Annotated in this window: 22 protein-coding genes; 6 read left to right on the top strand and 16 right to left on the bottom strand. The window is 64.7% G+C overall.

Annotated elements, in window-relative coordinates; all coding sequences use genetic code 11:
• Positions 1-163 precede the first annotated feature (163 nt).
• From ABZ806_RS17675 to ABZ806_RS17645, 7 genes are all read right to left on the bottom strand, one after another.
• Complete coding sequence (locus tag ABZ806_RS17675) at positions 164-1,336, bottom strand: tyrosine-type recombinase/integrase (protein WP_500218359.1); 1,173 nt, start codon at positions 1,334-1,336, stop codon at positions 164-166.
• A 101-nt stretch (positions 1,337-1,437) separates the two neighbouring features.
• The gene (locus ABZ806_RS17670) at positions 1,438-1,626 is read right to left on the bottom strand and encodes a helix-turn-helix domain-containing protein (RefSeq protein WP_500218358.1); all 189 of its coding nucleotides are present in this window, start codon (positions 1,624-1,626) and stop codon (positions 1,438-1,440) included.
• Positions 1,627-1,792: 166 nt separating this feature from the next.
• Entirely contained in the window at positions 1,793-3,520 is a 1,728-nt protein-coding gene (locus tag ABZ806_RS17665) for an FtsK/SpoIIIE domain-containing protein (protein WP_500218357.1), read from the bottom strand.
• A gap of 59 nt (positions 3,521-3,579) precedes the next feature.
• On the bottom strand, positions 3,580-3,924 hold the full coding sequence (locus ABZ806_RS17660) for a hypothetical protein (RefSeq protein ID WP_500218356.1): 345 nt from the start codon (positions 3,922-3,924) through the stop codon (positions 3,580-3,582).
• 30 nt (positions 3,925-3,954) lie between these two features.
• Complete coding sequence (locus ABZ806_RS17655) at positions 3,955-4,143, bottom strand: hypothetical protein (RefSeq protein WP_500218355.1); 189 nt, start codon at positions 4,141-4,143, stop codon at positions 3,955-3,957.
• 12 nt (positions 4,144-4,155) lie between these two features.
• Positions 4,156-4,296, bottom strand: coding sequence for a hypothetical protein (locus tag ABZ806_RS17650; RefSeq protein WP_386867203.1), 141 nt, complete (start codon positions 4,294-4,296; stop codon positions 4,156-4,158).
• Between the two features lie 11 nt (positions 4,297-4,307).
• Positions 4,308-4,517 carry a hypothetical protein gene (locus tag ABZ806_RS17645; RefSeq protein ID WP_500218354.1) on the bottom strand — a complete coding sequence of 70 codons (210 nt, stop codon included), beginning with the start codon at positions 4,515-4,517 and terminating at the stop codon, positions 4,308-4,310.
• A 178-nt stretch (positions 4,518-4,695) separates the two neighbouring features.
• On the opposite strand from ABZ806_RS17645, the gene ABZ806_RS17640 reads away from it, so the two are divergent.
• The 3 genes from ABZ806_RS17640 to ABZ806_RS17630 all read left to right on the top strand — a co-directional run bounded on the left by ABZ806_RS17640 (position 4,696) and on the right by ABZ806_RS17630 (position 8,004).
• The gene (locus ABZ806_RS17640) at positions 4,696-5,439 is read left to right on the top strand and encodes a helix-turn-helix domain-containing protein (protein ID WP_500218353.1); all 744 of its coding nucleotides are present in this window, start codon (positions 4,696-4,698) and stop codon (positions 5,437-5,439) included.
• 3 nt (positions 5,440-5,442) lie between these two features.
• On the top strand, positions 5,443-5,919 hold the full coding sequence (locus tag ABZ806_RS17635; protein ID WP_500218352.1) for an NUDIX domain-containing protein: 477 nt from the start codon (positions 5,443-5,445) through the stop codon (positions 5,917-5,919).
• Positions 5,920-6,096: 177 nt separating this feature from the next.
• Complete coding sequence (locus tag ABZ806_RS17630; RefSeq protein WP_500218351.1) at positions 6,097-8,004, top strand: hypothetical protein; 1,908 nt, start codon at positions 6,097-6,099, stop codon at positions 8,002-8,004.
• A gap of 91 nt (positions 8,005-8,095) precedes the next feature.
• Here ABZ806_RS17630 and ABZ806_RS17625 read toward each other — a convergent pair whose 3' ends face one another.
• The 4 genes from ABZ806_RS17625 to ABZ806_RS17610 all read right to left on the bottom strand — a co-directional run bounded on the left by ABZ806_RS17625 (position 8,096) and on the right by ABZ806_RS17610 (position 9,890).
• Entirely contained in the window at positions 8,096-8,662 is a 567-nt protein-coding gene (locus tag ABZ806_RS17625; protein ID WP_500218350.1) for an HD domain-containing protein, read from the bottom strand.
• Between the two features lie 49 nt (positions 8,663-8,711).
• Complete coding sequence (locus ABZ806_RS17620; RefSeq protein ID WP_500218349.1) at positions 8,712-9,167, bottom strand: winged helix-turn-helix domain-containing protein; 456 nt, start codon at positions 9,165-9,167, stop codon at positions 8,712-8,714.
• 1 nt (position 9,168) lies between these two features.
• A complete protein-coding gene (locus tag ABZ806_RS17615) occupies positions 9,169-9,522 on the bottom strand; it encodes a hypothetical protein (RefSeq protein ID WP_500218348.1) in 354 nt (117 codons plus the stop codon).
• Between the two features lie 89 nt (positions 9,523-9,611).
• Positions 9,612-9,890: a hypothetical protein gene (locus ABZ806_RS17610; RefSeq protein WP_500218347.1), complete on the bottom strand. Its 279-nt coding sequence runs from the start codon at positions 9,888-9,890 to the stop codon at positions 9,612-9,614.
• Positions 9,891-10,062: 172 nt separating this feature from the next.
• Here ABZ806_RS17610 and ABZ806_RS17605 point away from each other — a divergent pair, with 172 nt between their 5' ends.
• Together ABZ806_RS17605 and ABZ806_RS17600 are read left to right on the top strand one after the other, a co-directional pair.
• Positions 10,063-10,794 carry a DUF5919 domain-containing protein gene (locus tag ABZ806_RS17605; protein WP_500218346.1) on the top strand — a complete coding sequence of 244 codons (732 nt, stop codon included), beginning with the start codon at positions 10,063-10,065 and terminating at the stop codon, positions 10,792-10,794.
• Between the two features lie 64 nt (positions 10,795-10,858).
• Positions 10,859-11,716, top strand: a complete 858-nt coding sequence (locus tag ABZ806_RS17600) for a PD-(D/E)XK nuclease domain-containing protein (RefSeq protein WP_500218345.1) — start codon at positions 10,859-10,861, stop codon at positions 11,714-11,716.
• Between the two features lie 71 nt (positions 11,717-11,787).
• Here ABZ806_RS17600 and ABZ806_RS17595 read toward each other — a convergent pair whose 3' ends face one another.
• From ABZ806_RS17595 to ABZ806_RS17585, 3 genes are all read right to left on the bottom strand, one after another.
• A complete protein-coding gene (locus ABZ806_RS17595; protein ID WP_500218344.1) occupies positions 11,788-12,387 on the bottom strand; it encodes a DUF2637 domain-containing protein in 600 nt (199 codons plus the stop codon).
• Positions 12,380-12,601 (bottom strand): hypothetical protein, encoded by a 222-nt coding sequence (locus ABZ806_RS17590; protein WP_500218343.1) that lies wholly within the window; start codon positions 12,599-12,601, stop codon positions 12,380-12,382. Before ABZ806_RS17590 ends, ABZ806_RS17595 begins: the two co-directional genes overlap by 8 nt.
• A gap of 410 nt (positions 12,602-13,011) precedes the next feature.
• A complete protein-coding gene (locus ABZ806_RS17585; RefSeq protein WP_500218342.1) occupies positions 13,012-13,569 on the bottom strand; it encodes a TetR/AcrR family transcriptional regulator in 558 nt (185 codons plus the stop codon).
• A gap of 74 nt (positions 13,570-13,643) precedes the next feature.
• Between ABZ806_RS17585 and ABZ806_RS17580 the strand changes: the two genes are divergently transcribed.
• Positions 13,644-15,017, top strand: a complete 1,374-nt coding sequence (locus ABZ806_RS17580) for an amidase (protein ID WP_500218341.1) — start codon at positions 13,644-13,646, stop codon at positions 15,015-15,017.
• A gap of 36 nt (positions 15,018-15,053) precedes the next feature.
• Here the strand turns inward: ABZ806_RS17580 and ABZ806_RS17575 are convergent, their stop codons facing one another.
• Entirely contained in the window at positions 15,054-15,815 is a 762-nt protein-coding gene (locus ABZ806_RS17575) for a glucose 1-dehydrogenase (RefSeq protein WP_500218340.1), read from the bottom strand.
• Positions 15,816-15,884: 69 nt separating this feature from the next.
• Positions 15,885-16,454: a TetR/AcrR family transcriptional regulator gene (locus ABZ806_RS17570; RefSeq protein ID WP_500218339.1), complete on the bottom strand. Its 570-nt coding sequence runs from the start codon at positions 16,452-16,454 to the stop codon at positions 15,885-15,887.
• Positions 16,455-16,505 lie beyond the last annotated feature (51 nt).

Raw genomic sequence — 16,505 nt, 5'->3', positions numbered from 1 at the left:
GAAGACTCTTCTTGCCCTTATGTCGGCACCAGATCCCGGGCTCTGAATAAGAGTGGGTGAGCCCTTCCCTAAGTGAGGCGTATGGCTGGATCTTGTGGCGCCGCAGGTAGGGGCGGTGTCTCGTTGCGTCCGAAGTCTGGGGGAGCCATGTCGGGAGCCGCGCCTACGCGGACTTGGTTTCGCGGGTGAAGATGTCGTTCATGTGCTCGGCGCCGTCGCGGATCTCGGGCTTGAGTTGATGGCGGTAGACGGTTTCCGTGATCTTCGTGCTGGAGTGCCCTACGAGGATGCTGATCTTCTCTATGGGGACGTCGTGGTCACTCATGAGGGACACGAACGTGTGCCGCAGTTCGCGCGGGCACCACGCGGCGGGGTTGAGCCCGGCCGCCTTCAGGACCCTGCGGAACCGGTGGCGGACGTGTTGTGCGGTGTAGGGGCGCCCGTCCTCGTGACAGAAGACGAGGCCGTTGTCTTCGTGCGTCTCACCGGCCTTGAGCTTCTCGGCCGCTTGTCTCGTCTTCAGTGTGCGGAGCGCGTCCACGGCCATGTCGGCGATGCCTAGACCGCGTCGGCTGAGCCTCGTCTTGGTCTCGCCCTTGTGCCGGTCGGCTCGCAGGACGTAGACGGTTGCCTTGTCGAGATCGACGTCGCTCCACTTGAGGGTGCGGAGTTCCTCCGTACGGAGTCCCGAGACGATGGCTAGGACGACGTACGCGCCGAACCGGTGCTCTGGCTTGCTCGCCTCCTCAAGGAGCGTGCTCGCCTCCTTGAGGCTGAGCGAGCGCGACTTGCGGGCGGGCTTGCCGTCCGGTGCGTCGACCAGTTCGGCGACGTTCCGGCCGATGCGGTCATGGCGCGCAGCTCTGCGAATCGAGCGCTTGAGGATGCTGTGCACGATGCCGAGAGAGGACGAGGTGAGATGTGGGGCTCTGCCGTTGAGCCACTTCTCAACGTCGTCCGCCGTGAGTTCCTTGAGGCGTGTCCGTCCGATGAACGGGATGAGCTGGTGATCGGCGAGTGACCGGTAGACCTCGTTGGTCTTCGGTGACCTGCCGGAGTTGGCGAACGCGGCGAGGAACTCGTTCACCGCGTCCCGAACGAAGTAGTTGCGGTCCGTCTTGACGCCTTTGTCCAGCTCTTCGACGGCTTCCTTGAGCTTGCTCTTGACCTCTGTCTTGGTGCGCCCCTTCCTCTTGAGTCGCCTGCGCTTGCCGTCCGGGCCGAACCCGAGTGACAGCGCGCCGGTGTACCCGTCGCCCTCCTCGTAGATCGATCCTTCGTACGTGCCGACCAGGATCTTTGCCAACGGATCCCTCCTCGTGTCGATCGAGGTCACCACCGACCTTAACTCAAGACGTCCCAAGACGTCCCAAGACGTCCCTAGGTTGGGAGGTCCGTTTGCGGACGAGGTGTCCGGATGGGCCTCCCGCGCTGGTATCAGCGCTTGGCGTCTTCGGGGGAGGGCTCTTCCAGGGAGGTGACGAACTCGGCGAGGTGCCGGTCAGTGATGCGGCGCAGCTTGCCGATCTTGATGCTGCGAAGTTGGCCGGTGCGGATCAGGAAGTAGACCTTGTCCCGTCCGATGCTGAGGATCTCGGCCACTTGCTCGACGGTGTACGCCTGCATGGGGACACCACCTCCTCTCATCCGGGAGATCATCCCCGGATCATGCGCGATGCGGGTCGTTGATCATCTCCTCGGTTGCGGTGGGTGCTCGTCTCTCGTCTCGTCTCATGGACGTCTCAACGGCCCATACGTGCAGACGCGCGCGTGAGACGAGACGCTGAGACGACTACTGAACGTGATCGGATGCCTTGTAGCGGCCTCGTCCGACCTGGACGGCACGGCCGGTCTTCACCAACTCGGCGAGGCGCCGGTAGAGGGTCGGCCGGCTGAGTCGCGTGATCATCAGAAGGTGTGCGATCGGGAGCCCCTCGTCCGGCGCGCCGTCCAGGGCTTCCCTCAGCGCGGTCTCGGCGTGGTCGTCACGGGACGGCGTTACAGGGACGGACGGGTCGGAGATAAGCGCCATCGGCGCCTCGTCCAGTGCGCGTTGAGAGACCTCGTCCAGCGCGGGTCGGACGGCTGCGTGGCGCTCTGCCGTCTCGGCCACGGTGGCATCGGTGAGCAGGTAGGCGCGGCCGCGTCGTGGTGTGTCGTGTTCGGGTGCGGAGAGCAGGAACTTGCCGGGTGCGTTGAGGGTGTGGGCGTGCCATCCGGCGCTGAGCATTCCTTGCCCGAGGATGAGGTCGACGTCCTTGCGCTCCCGGACGCGGAAACTCACCCTGGCATCCATCTGAGACCGGACAGCACCCTTGCCCATGGCCTTCTGCGTGGGGCGCTGAGTGGCCGCGATAAGCGTCACCGCGACGGCACGACCCCGCCGCGCGATCGAATCCGTGTCGCGGGCGGCATCGGGAGCGTCATCGGCGAGTTCGGCGTATTCGTCCACGATGATGACGAGCGCGGGAAGCTCCGGCGACGGATCCCACACGCGCCGCGCGTTGGCCATGAGCCATTCGGCGCGCCCCTCAAGGATCGTCACGGCGTCGCGGAGCATGGTGAGGGCTTGCTCCAGTGTCGTGGCGAGCCGATCAATACAGGATGCCCACGGCTGCAGTTCCATCCCGCGTTTGAGGTCAACGGCCCAGATGACGACATCCCGGCATGCGCTGAGATTGCCCATTAGAACGTTGATGCCGCCACTCTTTCCCGAACCGGCCACACCTCCGATGAGGCCGTGACGACGCAGCAGCAGAACACGTGCGCCGGTGGCGTCTTCGAAGGGGCCCAGGTCGATGGGCTCGGTTATCGACGAGACAGACGGCCCAGGCCACGGGATCGCATCGGCGTGCGGGTCGGTATCGAGTACCCGCAATTCGAACCGATTGGCTTTGTCGTCACGCGTCGGAGAGACACGCACGGCGCCCCGGAACGTCCCGAGAGCCGACTCGATCGCGGGAACCTTGCCGATGACGTCCTGAATCGTCTGGCCGCGTGCCAGGGCGAACCGTGCGCGCCATCCCCACACGTCCACTACCGCGGATTGCACGCGTGATCCGGCGAGGCCGACCGATTGCGCGATCTCTGGCCATGCGGCTATCTGCCGATCGACACGCACTTTGGCGCGCCGTCGCCGGTGCACCCACCACGGTGCCGCGAGCACGACCCCACCGCCGACGAGCATCAGGGGAAGCGGACTGGATGTGACGCCCAGCGCGGTACCCGCAGTGAGCCACCCGCCGGCGCCCATGGCAACGGCGGCGGCATACAACCGCTCGATCCTGAGTGCGAGCCCGACCCGTTCCCCGAACATGCCCAGCGCCCACGCGGCTCCCGTCGCGAGACCCAACAGCCACGGCCACCATTCCGGGTGTGTGAGATGGAAGACCGCAGCCAACGGAGCGAGCACGGTCACCAGGTAGACCGGTGCCAACTCGGAGCGGTATCGCCACATGGCGCGCGCGACGAGCACGGCGGCCACGTCGGGGAACTGGTCGTCGCGGTCGATGATCACCATGGGCTGAAGCCCGTTGCGGCGCATCTTGTGGGCGTGCCGCCGCATCTGCCGTGTCCGACTCATGAGCGCCCCCACGTGTCCGGGGGAAGGTGCCCTTGCGCGCGTAGCTCGTCGCGCAGGTAGTACAGCGGATCCGGTTCGGCGTCGCGTTCGGCCTTGAGGGTGGCGCGCCCAGCGGCCACCAGGTTCGCGCGGTCCCGCCGCACCTTGGCCAGAACGGACGCTAGCCGGGTGATCTCGGAGACGAGCGCAGGAACATCGGTCAGGGCGGCGTAGAGGCGAAGCCACAAGTCCTCTATGGACGGCATCGCAGCGGACAGATTCGAGACGATCTCACGCGCGGCGAGGTTACGCGTACGGACCTCCTGAACGTTGACCTTGACGTGCGGCGGAGTATCAGGCACCAGGGCATCCCTCCCTTCAGGTCGGGGACGTCACTGCTGAGAAAGCGACTGGACGAGAACGGACACCAGCCGGCGAATCTCCGGCGCGGCACTGGTCGCGGCGAGGAAGAACCCGAACAGCAGGCACACCGCGATGTGCCAGCCACGCAGCCCCATGTACCGCCACGCGCCCCACACCACCACGCCGAGAATCACCACCAGGGGGATCGAGACGTTCATCGGCTCACCTCCTCACAGCCACAGGTCCGGGTACCGGGAGCCGCGCCCCCGCCGGAGCCACCGGGCGCGGGCGCGGCACTTGCGGCACCGCCGGTTACCGGGCTCGACGCGTGCGCCGCAGGTGCACGCGTGGCCGGTGATGATGCGCGGCATGCGCGGCATCCTCACCGCCCCGCCGGAACGCGGCGCGGGGCCTCGTCACACGTGCCCGTTGAGAGCAGACGCCGGGAAGCGGTGCCGCAGCGGGACGACTCGGTACGGCCACGCGCGACGCGGCGCTCTTCGGCGTGGATGCCGATGACGAGCATGGCGAAGATTCCGCAGGTGGAACCGGCGAGGAAGACGGCGGTGATCGATGCCAGGACGAGGATCATGTGCGATCCCTCCTCTCGTAAGCCCGGATCCGGCGGGGGCGGTTTCGGGCGGTCGGTGGCTTACGAGAAAGAGATTGCGCCTGACCTGGGGGACGAGATCACTACATGACTGGACGTGTTCAAGACGTCCTTCTAGGGTTGATCGCGTCCCAGGACGTCCCGGAACCCGGACGGGTGCATGCCGAACGAACGCCTACGCGCAGCCCTGCTAGAGCAGGGCCTGACCATCGCCACGCTTGCCGAAGCGATCGACGTGGATCCGAAGACGGTAGAACGGTGGATCACCAAAGACCGCACCCCCTACCGGCGGCACCGCTATGCAGTAGCTTCACATTTGGGCGTAGACGAGACGTTCCTATGGCCGGACGCCCTCTCCAACGAGCAAGTCACCGCAGCGTCCAGCAGTGAACTAGTGACGATCTACCCGCGCCGGACATCCGTCCCAAGGGACGCATGGGGACATCTCTTCGCCGCAGCCAAGCAAGAGATCGGCGTCCTGGTCTACTCCGGCCTCTTCCTCTCCGAAGACGCCGGCATCCAACGCACCTTCGCCGAGAAAGTAGAGGCCGGCGTCCGCGTCCGTATCCTCCTCGGCGACCCTGACAGCCCCCAGGTAGCCGAACGGGGAGAGGACGAGGGCGTAGACGACGCCATGGCCGCGAAGATCCGCAACGCCCTCGTCCTCTACAAGAATCTGCGAAAACAAGACGGCGTAGAGTTCCGCTTTCACCGCACAGTGCTCTACAACTCCATCTACCGCGCCGATGACCAACTCCTCGTCAACACACACGTCTACGGTGTCACGGCCCCACACGCCCCTGTCTGGCACCTGCGCCGCATAGCTGGCGGAGACCTGGTCAACATCTACCTAGAAAGCTTCGAACGCGTCTGGGAAGGCGCCACACCCATACCGGGGGACTAACACATGGGCGGCAGAATCGACTACTACGACGACCCCAACGCTCCCAAGGCCAACAGCCTCGTCCCGTCCGTGAATGTTGTCGTAGAGAACGACAAGGGCGAGATTCTCGTGATCCGCCGCACCGACAACGGAAACTGGGCTCTACCTGGTGGGGCTGTTGATCTCGGTGAGTCTGTGCCGCAAGCCGCCGTTCGGGAAACTAAAGAGGAGACAGGCATTGAATGTGAAATTACGGGCATCATTGGAATTTATAGTGACCCTAAACATCTGATCCATTACACTAGCAATGGAGAAACGCGGCAAGAATTTTCCATCCTCCTTCGGGCGCGCCAGGTTGGTGGTCGTACGCGTGTGAGCGAGGAGTCTAGTGATGTCGAATGGATTCCCAGGAATCAGGCGACAAAAAAAGAGATGGATCGATCAATGCGACTGCGTCTCCGTGACTATCTGGAATACCCGGGTCATCCAAGAATCAGCTAGCCGGAAATTCTTCTATCATTAGTGTGGTGGCAGGTGCCCATAAAAAGGTGGTGTAGGCGAGGATGCTCGTAAAGCAGCAACACGAATACCGGGTGCCCATCTTCGCAAGCCTGGCAGAAAACCTTGGGGAGTTCCGATCCGGTGGCTGTCAAGCAGCGAGTGCAGTAACCTAGCTTCATGAGCTGGCTTGATGAACTGATACGCACCCTTCAAAGGCTTGATGAGTCCTGGACCAGTGCAAGAGACATCGGTTTGCTTGATGCAGCCGCCGAACTTCATGCTTGGCTCGAAGATAAGCGACCGTATGACAGCCGTCATAAGAACGGGTGGCGCTCAGTTCTCGCGGACTTCGACATGACCGCAGGAAAAGTTGGCGCAAACTTAAAGGACGCCGTTCGAAATGAGATTAACACCTGCCTGACCTCATCTAGTGAGCTGACAATTAAGCTCGACAACCTCTCAAATTCCAATTTTGAGATCTACTTGCGCGCATCCCGCACAGTGATCGCAAGGCAAGTTGATCACCTTATGGTGAGACTCACTAGCTCGGATGCCCGTAAAGCGGCTTGGCGTGACCTGGTCGATGGATGCAAGAGCGATACAATGCCTCGCTCACGATTGGCTGAGCGCCGCGATCTTTTTCGAGACATTGTGGAAGCTTCGGATTATGACCTGAAACGGCTCAGTATGAATTTGATCGGGGTGCTAAGTAACGATGTCTTCGGTGTTCGAAGCGCTCAAATCATGGTCAACGAGGTCGACGCTACGCAGGTTGCGAGTCGACCTCGCCCCGGGGAGTCAGCCGGGTTCACGCCAGATCAGCAGATTGCACTGTGCGACAAGCTCGTGAGCTATTCCGCAAGCGCTGGGCGACATGTTGTCTGGCTTGCCTTCTACAATGCATACCTGATTAGTCGCTCGGTCAGGAAATTCGGAGAATCTGTTACGTTCTATGACAGTCATATGATCAAGGCCATCCTGGAAAGCAATCGACCCGCTCCAGTAGAGTTTCCCTCGGAGCTTCTAGGCGAGTATGGCCTGTTTTCCCCTTCTAATCTACCGGACGAGCGAGCCACGGTGCTTGTGCGCGTAGACTTGGGTCATGATTCATTTAGCGATCCTGTTTCGATTGCAAAGAAGCAAATGGATGCAATTGTCGCATTGACCGGTCTCCAAATAGGGTCAAGCTCCTGGCGCTTGATGTCTGGTTATCTGCATGTTATTGACGGCAAGATCCGAGGTATGGGTGCATTCAGGAAAGAGCATGACCTTGAGGCGATCATGTCCTCTCCTTATGTGGACGGCACTGATGAAGCCCTTGCAGAAATCGAAAGCGATTTCGCTCCATATTTTCCTATTCAGAAGCCAGAGTTAACTGAGTTGGTCGATGTGGCCCATGCGTGGAAAGGGGCAAGTCAGCAAGAGCCGCTTTCCTCTATTGTTCTCTATGTTCGCATCCTGGAACTGGTCGCTTCCCGTGTGTTCGATAAACCATGGCAAGAATATTTGGACTACTTCCTGGCGAAAGCTTGGGTTAGGTCTGAGTTGCACGGTGCTCTTAGTGGAGTGTTGTACCGGGCGATATTCGATCAGCCTCCCGGCCTCTCGTCTGCCCAAAAGCAGGAGCTTCGGAACTTGCAGCTATCGGTTTTCAAGTCGAAACACTCCGGTTTTGAAGTGCGCATGGTAAAAGGTTTTGATGCACTACACTTTCTCTCTACAATTTATTCGATACATGATGGGCCCGGTAGAGAGATAGATGAGGTGGCAAAAACTCTTGCTTCGCCCATGGCTATAGCCTTAAGACGAGACGAATTGATGGAAGATTGGCGCATTATCAGGTCGCGGCTCCATCGTATTCGAAATGCTCTCGCGCACGGAGGGCCGGTCAGCGCAAGAAGTGCTTCAACTGTGCATGAATATGCAAGGAAGATGGCAAGCTGGGGTCTGCAATTGAGTTTGCAGGGCGAACTTAGTGGAAAGGGCCTGCGGTTGACGCATGACGAGCACCTAAGTAAAAGTGCAGACTGGTTTGATTTCATCCCTCGTGCAAGTGATGCGAAGGCTGCTCTTTTCTCCCCCTAGTGCTTCGTCTCAGCGCCATCCACCGGGGTCGAACCTTGATGGCGTCGGTTTCGCAGGAATGCCCCTGAATGGCTGCCGGTGGTAATGGTCTTCAGGAGTGCTCAAGCGCAAGGGGCAGTTCTCGCGATACCTGCTGTACCGCATTGATCAATTGTGGGGAGGCTCTTGTGATCGCGCGTGTGACAAGGTGGCCAGCTCCGTAGCGCGCCAGAATCTCAGTGATCCGCTGCTCGACGGAGAGAGGTTCACCGCGTGGACCGGTCGTCATGTCGCAGTAGATCAGAGGGGTGCTCAAGTGAGGTGGCTGCGTCCCGAACTCCCTGGTCAACGGGATCGACAGTCCTCGTTCGCGTGCCTCAATCAGCGCACAGGAGTGGTGCGCCACTAGGCGGCACAGGTGGATGTCGGCCTGGTGTGTGTTGCGGAGGTAGCGGGCGCCATCCAAGGGGTGAAAGCCGGTCCTGACTAGGTCGGGGGCGTAACCGATGTCATGGAGCCAAGCGGCGGCCTCTAGAAGGTCGGCCTCGTCGCCGAGGATGGGGGCGAGGCTGCGAGCCTGGCGGGCTACGCCTTGAGTGTGCGCCCAGCGGCGGGGGAGTGGGGTCTCTAGGTGTTTGCGTGCGAGGTCGCGTGCCCACGCTGCGGTGTTCTTGTTCATGCGTTCGACGCTACGGGGGTGTGGGTGGACGTCCACGGGCGTGCAGGGCTCATCTGGGGACGTCTTCGGGGACGTAGCGTCCTTTGCCGTGGACGCAGGTGACGAGGCCGGCGGTTTCAAGGGCGATGAGGGCCGCGCGGGCTGTAGTTCGGGACACCCCATACCGGCGGGAGAGTTGAGCTTCGCTCGGTAGGGCATAGCCCGGTTGGAAGCGTCCGGTCTCGATCTGGTGGCGCAGGCTCGCTGCTATCTGCTCAGAGGGCGTGCGCGGTTGTGCGATGCCGTCCTGGACGAACCGGCCGACGCCGGGGCGGACGGTGATGAGTCCCTCATCTTGCAGGGTGGACAGAGCCCGCCGCACGGTGTTGCGGGCAACGCCGAACTCGGCGCAGAGGGCGGCCTCGCCCGGTAGGCGGGTGCCGGGGGCGTAGGTGCTGTCTGCGATGCGTTGGCGTAGCGCGTCGGTGATGCGCGCGTAGGTGCCCCATGCCGTGCGGCGGGTCATGTCAGTGCTGCTCGTCCCTCAGCGGGTCGAACGCCGCTGAAACCCACGGTGTGAGGAGGATGTTCAGCTTGTCCGCAGCAAGGTTGACGCGGGTGCAGGGGGTGAGCCATAGGCCGGTACTGGCTTGGTACCACCATGCGCCGTTGCCCCACACTACGGAGATGCTCTCGCCGATGGCCGGGGCCTGTTCGGAGTAGACCCGCAGGAGGGTGCGCGGCGTCTCCGTGCGGAGTTGGGTCGTCCAGCCGTCTCGGCGTATGACGAGGGCGAGGCGGGTGAGGTGCCAGCGTGCGCGCCATCGGCCGCTGTAGGTGGGCAGAGGGAACGCGGTCGGTGCATCCGGGGGGATACCCACCGACCGCGCCACCTCCGCCCCACCCACCGGGACCGCCCTCCCCATGGCGGTCCCCTCTGGTGATGGCTGCGGGGATCGGTCCCGCGCCATCACCAGGTCCCCACGCGCCGCACCTCGGCGCGCGCGGCCTCGTTGACGAGTTCCTCCCGCAGCGCGGCAGGGCTCGACCGGATCACCGTGGGGTCCACACCGGCGTGCGGGTCGTGCAGGCTCGCGACCCAATCCCCGAGCCGTCCGTCCCATCGCACGGCGCGCCAGATCCGGTGTCCGGTGAAGTCCTGGCGCAACGCGGCGAGCGCCTCGTCTGCCTCGCGCGTGTCGTTCTCGGACGGGGCGGGGGTGGCCTTGTGCGGCCAGTCGGTGGACATGGTGACTCCTCGGCTTGCGTGTAGCTCCCTGGGGGCGAAGCGGTGTCTTCGCCGTGTGTCTTGAGCTTTCCGGCCGGGGTGGGACCTCTCCATCGGCATCTAGGGACGTCTTGGGACGTCTTCTGTTAGCGTCGCTAGTGCGTCGTCCTCACTTGCAGCGCGGGAGGTTCCGGTGAACGACTTGTTGCGACGTGCCCTTGCCGACGCGCGCCTGACCGAAGCCGGCGCGGCGGCGCGGTTGGGCGTGGACCCCAAGACCGTCCACAGATGGGTCGCCGGACGCGTGCCGTACCCGCGCCACCGGGCAAGGGTCGCGTCCCTCGTCGGACGGGACGAGGCGGAGTTGTGGCCGCAGCTCGCGGTAGCGGACGTCCAGGCGGAGCCACCGACGATCGACGTCCTAGCGATCTACCCGCACCGGTGGGCCGTCCCTCGTCACGTCTGGCAGCAGCTCTTTCGAAGCGCACGGGTTGAGATCGGCATCCTGGCCTACGCCGGACTCTTCCTCGCCGAGGACATGGGCATCATGCGCGCGCTCGCCGAGAGGGCGTGCAACGGCGTCTCCGTGCGCATCCTGCTCGGCGACCCGGACGGGACGTGCGTCGCGGAGCGAGGTTGTGACGAGGGGGTGGGCGAGTCAATGGCCGCGAAGATCCGCAACGCCCTCGTCCACTACCGGGCTCTACGGGACGTGGACGGCGTTGAGATCCGGCTGCATGACACCGTCCTCTACAACTCCATCTACCGCGCCGATGACGATCTACTGATCAACCCACATGCCTATGGCATCGCTGCATCCCAAGCCCCTGTCTTGCATCTGCGGAGGGCCGAGGACGGCGACATGGCGAGCACCTACCTGGAGAGCTTCGCTCGCGTATGGGTGAACGCTCGTGCGTTGAGCTGATAACGAAGACTCCGCCGGAGTAGCATGTGAGGCGGATCACTGACCTGATTTATGGGGAGAGTTCATGTCTCGAGCGGTGCAGCGTCGCCAAGAGTTGCAAGAACTAATAGCGATGAATGAAGACTTCGAAACAGAGATGTCGCATTGGCAGCAGGGTGCCGAAGTCTCTCCGGAAGACGTTCGAAGGGTTCAGCGGGACTACGGGAAATGGTATGTGACAGCCAAGGCGATGTTGAGTGGTGAGCAACTGGAAAAGTTTGTCGACATGTATGAGGGAGGGGCGTGGACTAACAGGGTTCGCGCCTTTTTGGTAGATCCATTCGCTAGGAATGATTTCTATAACCCGGGTCAGGAGAATCCACTCATCAGTGAGTGGAAGGTTGAATTTCAAGGTACAGTTCGGGACTCTCTGGTAACGCAACGGCAAATCCTCATCCAGGAACTTCACGCCGAGAGTGACATAATAGGCATCCTTGATGAACTTGCTAGTACGTTTCGTAGACTGCCGGACTACCTGCGCACCCTGAAGAATAAAGCTTCGGTGAACGTTCCTGCTCCGAATATAACAAAAGAAAAAGAGCTACAAATCGTCGTACTGGCAACATTGAGGCTGCTTTACGTAAATGTGAGTGACGAAGATCCGGCTTCGAAGCACGCCGGCGGAAGTTCGATACCGGACTTTATGATTCGCGATATTGGCGTAGCTGTTGAAACAAAGATGGTGCGAGAAGGGCAGAAAGACAAGGATGTAGGTGCTGAGTTGCTGATCGACTGGGGACGTTACCCCAAGCACCCCGACTGCCAGGCTATCTTTGCAATCGTTTACGATCCAAAAGAGGTTCTCGACAACCCCAACTCTCTTGAGATCGACTTGTCGCAGGACGGCCCTGGAATCCCGACTAGGGTTATTGTAATTCGGTAGATTCTTTGGAGTGGAAGTGGGAAGGGCCCAGCCACGGCTGAGATTGATACCGTGACTGGGCCCTCCGTGGCTCATGCTGGGGCAGACGATTCCGATTTGGTGATGATCTGCTTGACCTTGCGGCGGTCGATGCCGTGTTTCTCGGCGAGGTAGCGCTGTGAGAGCGGGCGGCCGGGACCGTTCAAGCTCGCCCTGTACTCGTCCAAAACTGCCTGCTCCGGCGTCCGCTCCACTTCGGTGCGGGGCTGTTCCGGTTCGGTGCGTCCCTCGTTCGGGACGAGGTCTGGGCTGGCTGCGGCGCGGGTGAGGGTCATCAGGAGTTCGAAGGAGCCGACGAGGGCGAGTGCCGGCCATGCGCTGACTACCGCGCCGATGGGGCCGTGGGATGCGCCGTGCGCCACGTTGGCGCCTACCGTCGCCACGATGCCTACGGCGAGGCTCCACTTCGCCAGTGGTGGTGCCGGTTGCTTCTGGCGGCTTGCGTCCAGGATCACCATGGACGCTGCCCAGATGAGGCCGTCCACAGTGAACGGGACGAGGCGCGCCGTGGGACCGGCTTCGCCGTGCGAGTGGACGAGTTCGTAGGCGTGGCGGTACGAGATGACGGCTGCCACGGCGGCTACCGCCACCACGGCGAGCGCGGTAGTGATCCGGATGAGGCGGTCAGTCACGGGCCAGCTCCCTACGCCACTCCATGACGCACGGGTCGTCCTCGCCGTGGGTGATGACCCGTTCGGCGAGAGACAGGGCCGTGATCGCGGAGTTGCGGTCTAGAGGGCGCGCCCAGGTGGTGACGTGCCAGACGTCCCCTATGCGGGTGCCGGTGGCGATGACCTTGCCTTTTACCGTCACGGTCATCGTGGTTTCGGTGATTTCGAGGGCCATGGGGTGGCCTCCTCCCTGCTGAGAGGGAGGGAGCCAGGGGAGCCAGTCTCGGGAGCCAACGCCGTTCGGATCAAGCCGACGGTGCTCGACTGTGCCGGACTGTTCCCCTGGGCTCCTTCCCTTGTTTTCGCAGGTGAGCGGCTCTCCACGCGACTTCCCCGGACGACCTCGGACGGCCGCTGAATAAGAGTGGGTGAGCCCTTCCCTAAGTGAGGCTTAAGGGCGTTCTGCTGGAGGGTGCGCGGGCCTAGCGTTGCGGGTGTCAGAGTTGAGAGACGGCGGAGGTGCACAGGCGGAGAGTGAAGCGAACGTCGGCTGAGGTTCCGACCCGAGGTTCCTGATTGAGACAGGTTTCTGGCCCGCACGGCCCCGTTACCCCGCTCTGGGGCCGTGCGGGCCAGAAGCCTTTTTCAGCGCGGGAGGCCGCCCAGGAGGAGGAGGCGGAAGGCGTCGGCGGTGCCGGTGCCGCTGGTGTCGCCGGTGGCGAGGCGGCGGATGGCGAGGCCGTAGAGCATGGCGACGACCGCGGGGGCGTGGCGTTCGGCGTCCGGGATCTCCAGGGCGCCGAGGACGGCCGTGGCGAGCTTGTCGTAGGCCGCCACGGAGCGTTTCGAGGTCTCCCGGAGGCCCGGGTCGCGGGCGGCGTGCAGGTGGAGTTCCAGGTTCGCCACCTGCTCGGGGCCGTCGGTGAAGTCGAGGATGGCCTTCTCGACCTCGTCCGGGGCCTGGACGGGACCCAGGCCCTCGTCGGCCAGGGCCGTGACGTAGGCCGTGATGCGGGCGATCTCCTCTTCCACGAAGGTGTGCAGGGCCTCGCGCAGGAGATCCTCCTGGCTCGGGAAGTGGTAGGTGAGGGAGCCGAGGGAGACGCCGGCCGCGCGGGCGACGGCGCGGTTGGTCACGGCGCCGATCCCTCGCTCGCCGACGAGGCGGAGGGTGGCTTGGAGGATCTGGTCGCGAGCGCTCATCGGTGCACAGTCTTCCCTAGGGATCGTGCGATCGGTATCGTTCGTTCGAACGAACGATACCGGAGGTGGCGTGGGTGCTGGGGTTGGTGGGGCAGGCGGCGGCACTGGCCAGGGGCGACGTCTCGTCCAGTGAGCTGGTCGAGGAGAGCCTGGAGAGCATCGGACGGCAGGAGTCGCTCGGGGCGTTCCGGGTCGTGCGGTCCGAGGGTGCGGCCCAGGAGGCGCTGGACGCCGACAGGCGCCTCGCGGAGGGGAAGCGGCTGCCGCTGCTCGGGGTGCCCGTGGCCATCAAGGACGACACCGATCTCGCGGGGGAGACCACGCCGTTCGCGGTGGCGGGGGACCACCTGCCCGCCAAGCGGGACGCCGAACTCGTCCGGAAGCTGCGGGCGGCCGGTGCGGTGATCGTCGGGAAGACCACGACGTGCGAGCTGGGGTTGTGGCCGTTCAGCGAGTCCGAGACCTACGGGTGCGCCCGCAACCCCTGGAATCCGGACTACACGCCGGGCGGGTCGTCGGGCGGGTCGGCGGCGGCCGTGGCGGCGGGAATGGTCGCGGGCGCGGTCGGGTCGGACGGGGCCGGGTCCATCCGGATACCGGCGGCCTGGACGGGGCTGGTCGGCATCAAGCCGCAGCGGGGAAGGGTCTCCGGATACCCGCAGACCGATCCGTTCAACGGCATCACGGTGTGGGGGCCGCTGGCGCGGAACGTCGAGGACGCCGCCCTGCTGCTCGACGTCCTGAGCGGGAGCCATCCCGAGGACGTCTACCAGGTCGACGCGCCGGTGACGCCGTTCGTCGAGGCGGCCAGGCGGGAGCCCGGGAAGCTGCGGATCGCCGTTTCGTTCCGGACGGCCTTCGGCGTGAGCGGGCGGCTCGATCCCGAGATCCGGGCGGCCGTCGAGCGGCTCGCGAGGCGGCTGACCGACCTCGGGCACAAGGTCTTCCCGGCCGATCCCGACTACGGGCTGGTGGGGCTCGGGCTCATCCCGCGCGGCACGGCCGGTGTCGCGGACTGGCTGGACTCCCTGCCGAACCCGCGGCCCGACCACCGGACGGAGGTCGAGGCGCGCATCGGGCGCGTGCTCGGGAAGCGGCTGCTGCCGCTCGCGAAGCGGATGGACCCGCACCTGCGGCGCAGGGTCGGGCGCATCTTCCAGGTCGCCGACGTCGTGCTGACCCCGACCACCGCTCAGCCGCCGTTGCGGATCGGCGCCTTCGACGGGGCCGGCTACCAGCGGACGCAGTCGGGCGTCGCGGCGGTCTGCCCCTACGCCTGGACGTGGAACGTCCTCGGCTGGCCGGGCGTGAACGTGCCGGCGGGGTTCACCAGGGCCGGCCTGCCCATCGGGGCTCAGCTGCTCGGACATGATTCCGACGAGGCCACGCTCATCTCGCTCGCCGCCCAGCTGGAGGCCCTCGAAGGGTGGGCCGAGCGGCGTCCCTGACGGCGCGGCGGGCCGCCCGGAGCGGCCCGCCACGGCTCAGTACCCCGCGCCGGTGAGCATGCCGCCGTCGACCAGGACCTCGCTGCCGGTGCAGTAGGACGAGTCGTCCGAGGCCAGGTAGACGACGAGGCCGGAGACCTCCTTGGACTTGGCCATGCGGCCGAGGGGGAGCGAGTTCATGAACGCGTCGGCGCTGCCGGCCTTCGCCGCGATGATGTCGTCCTGCATGAACAGCGGGGTCACCACGCCGCCGGGGTGGATGGAGTTCACCCGGATGCCGTACTCGCCGAGCTCCCGCGCCGCGGACTTGGTGAGGCCGCGGACGCCGAACTTGCTGGAGCTGTAGGCGGCGAGCCCGGCCGCGCCGATGAAGCCCTCGGTCGAGGAGACGTTGACGATCGAGCCGCCGCCCGCCTCGCGCATCGGCGCGATCACCGACTTCACGCCGAGCCACTGGCCGACGAGGTTCACCTCCAGGATGCGGCGGAACTCGTCGAGCCCCATGTCCTCGATGGTCTTGTGCCGGATGATGCCGGCGTTGTTGACCAGGACGTGCAGCGCCCCGAAGGCGCTCGTCGCCGTCTCGACGGCCGCCTGCCAGTCGTCCGGCGACGTGACGTCCATCCGGACGAACCGGGCGGCGTCCCCGAGGTCGGCGGCGAGCTTGGCGCCCTCCTCCTCCAGGACGTCGCCGAAGACCACCTTGGCGCCCTCGTCCAGGAACCGGCGGACGTGCGACTTGCCCATCCCGCGCGCACCACCGGTGATCAGCGCCACCTTGCCGTCAAGCTGCCCCATCAACGCTCCTCGATGCCGGTTGCCTGCCCCGTAACCTAGCGAACGCTTGGTCAACGGAACAAGACGGGCCTAGGCCGTGCGCAGGCCGGCGAAGAGCAGCGCCAGCATCCGGTCGGCGAACGCGTCCGGGTCGGGCGCCCGCTCGGACGCGACGCCGATCGCGTTGGTGAGCCGCAGCAGGTCGCGCGGGTCGATCTCGGCGCGGACCGCCCCGGCCCGCTGGGCCCGGTCCAGCAGCCGGCCGAGCGCGTCGCAGATCGCGGCGGCCGCCGCGCCGAGGCCGGTGGCGGCCCACTCCGCCGACATCGCCTCGATGATCACGGTGGAGGTGCCGCGCGGGGTCGCCGCTCCGGCGAGGTAGCTGCGCAGCCAGCGGCCCAGCGCGGCCTCGGCGTCCGGCGCGGCGAGCAGGTCGCCGGCGTGCGCGAGGAGCCCGTCGATCCGCTCCCGCAGCACGGCGTGCAGCAGCGCGTCGCGGGTGGGGAAGTGCCGGTACAGCGTCCCGGAGCCGACGCCCGCGCGCTTGGCGATGTCGTCGAGGGACGCGCCCGTGCCGTGCTCCATGAAGGCGCTGCGGGCGGTCGTGATCAGTCGTTCGTAGTTGCGGCGGGCGTCGGCCCGCATCGGGCGGGTGTCCATGGGCACCGTCCAGCGGTTCAGCGGATGACCTGCGGTGGCCACCGCCTGGCG

The organism is Spirillospora sp. NPDC047418 (genome assembly GCF_040643275.1).
GTDB lineage: Bacteria > Actinomycetota > Actinomycetes > Streptosporangiales > Streptosporangiaceae > Spirillospora.
This window is presented reverse-complemented; position numbering and strand designations above follow the sequence as displayed.

What these genes read in the sequence shown, in the direction of transcription:
- ABZ806_RS17650 (WP_386867203.1), bottom strand. Translation starts at nt 4,296, where the DNA reads ATGCCGCGCATCATCACCGGCCACGCGTGCACCTGCGGCGCACGCGTC.
- ABZ806_RS17670 (WP_500218358.1), bottom strand. Translation starts at nt 1,626, where the DNA reads ATGCAGGCGTACACCGTCGAGCAAGTGGCCGAGATCCTCAGCATCGGA.
- ABZ806_RS17630 (WP_500218351.1), top strand. Translation starts at nt 6,097, where the DNA reads ATGAGCTGGCTTGATGAACTGATACGCACCCTTCAAAGGCTTGATGAG.
- ABZ806_RS17600 (WP_500218345.1), top strand. Translation starts at nt 10,859, where the DNA reads ATGTCTCGAGCGGTGCAGCGTCGCCAAGAGTTGCAAGAACTAATAGCG.
- ABZ806_RS17575 (WP_500218340.1), bottom strand. Translation starts at nt 15,815, where the DNA reads ATGGGGCAGCTTGACGGCAAGGTGGCGCTGATCACCGGTGGTGCGCGC.
- ABZ806_RS17665 (WP_500218357.1), bottom strand. Translation starts at nt 3,520, where the DNA reads ATGGTGATCATCGACCGCGACGACCAGTTCCCCGACGTGGCCGCCGTG.
- ABZ806_RS17655 (WP_500218355.1), bottom strand. Translation starts at nt 4,143, where the DNA reads ATGAACGTCTCGATCCCCCTGGTGGTGATTCTCGGCGTGGTGGTGTGG.
- ABZ806_RS17645 (WP_500218354.1), bottom strand. Translation starts at nt 4,517, where the DNA reads ATGATCCTCGTCCTGGCATCGATCACCGCCGTCTTCCTCGCCGGTTCC.
- ABZ806_RS17640 (WP_500218353.1), top strand. Translation starts at nt 4,696, where the DNA reads ATGCCGAACGAACGCCTACGCGCAGCCCTGCTAGAGCAGGGCCTGACC.
- ABZ806_RS17570 (WP_500218339.1), bottom strand. Translation starts at nt 16,454, where the DNA reads ATGGACACCCGCCCGATGCGGGCCGACGCCCGCCGCAACTACGAACGA.
- ABZ806_RS17635 (WP_500218352.1), top strand. Translation starts at nt 5,443, where the DNA reads ATGGGCGGCAGAATCGACTACTACGACGACCCCAACGCTCCCAAGGCC.
- ABZ806_RS17585 (WP_500218342.1), bottom strand. Translation starts at nt 13,569, where the DNA reads ATGAGCGCTCGCGACCAGATCCTCCAAGCCACCCTCCGCCTCGTCGGC.
- ABZ806_RS17590 (WP_500218343.1), bottom strand. Translation starts at nt 12,601, where the DNA reads ATGGCCCTCGAAATCACCGAAACCACGATGACCGTGACGGTAAAAGGC.
- ABZ806_RS17625 (WP_500218350.1), bottom strand. Translation starts at nt 8,662, where the DNA reads ATGAACAAGAACACCGCAGCGTGGGCACGCGACCTCGCACGCAAACAC.
- ABZ806_RS17610 (WP_500218347.1), bottom strand. Translation starts at nt 9,890, where the DNA reads ATGTCCACCGACTGGCCGCACAAGGCCACCCCCGCCCCGTCCGAGAAC.
- ABZ806_RS17620 (WP_500218349.1), bottom strand. Translation starts at nt 9,167, where the DNA reads ATGACCCGCCGCACGGCATGGGGCACCTACGCGCGCATCACCGACGCG.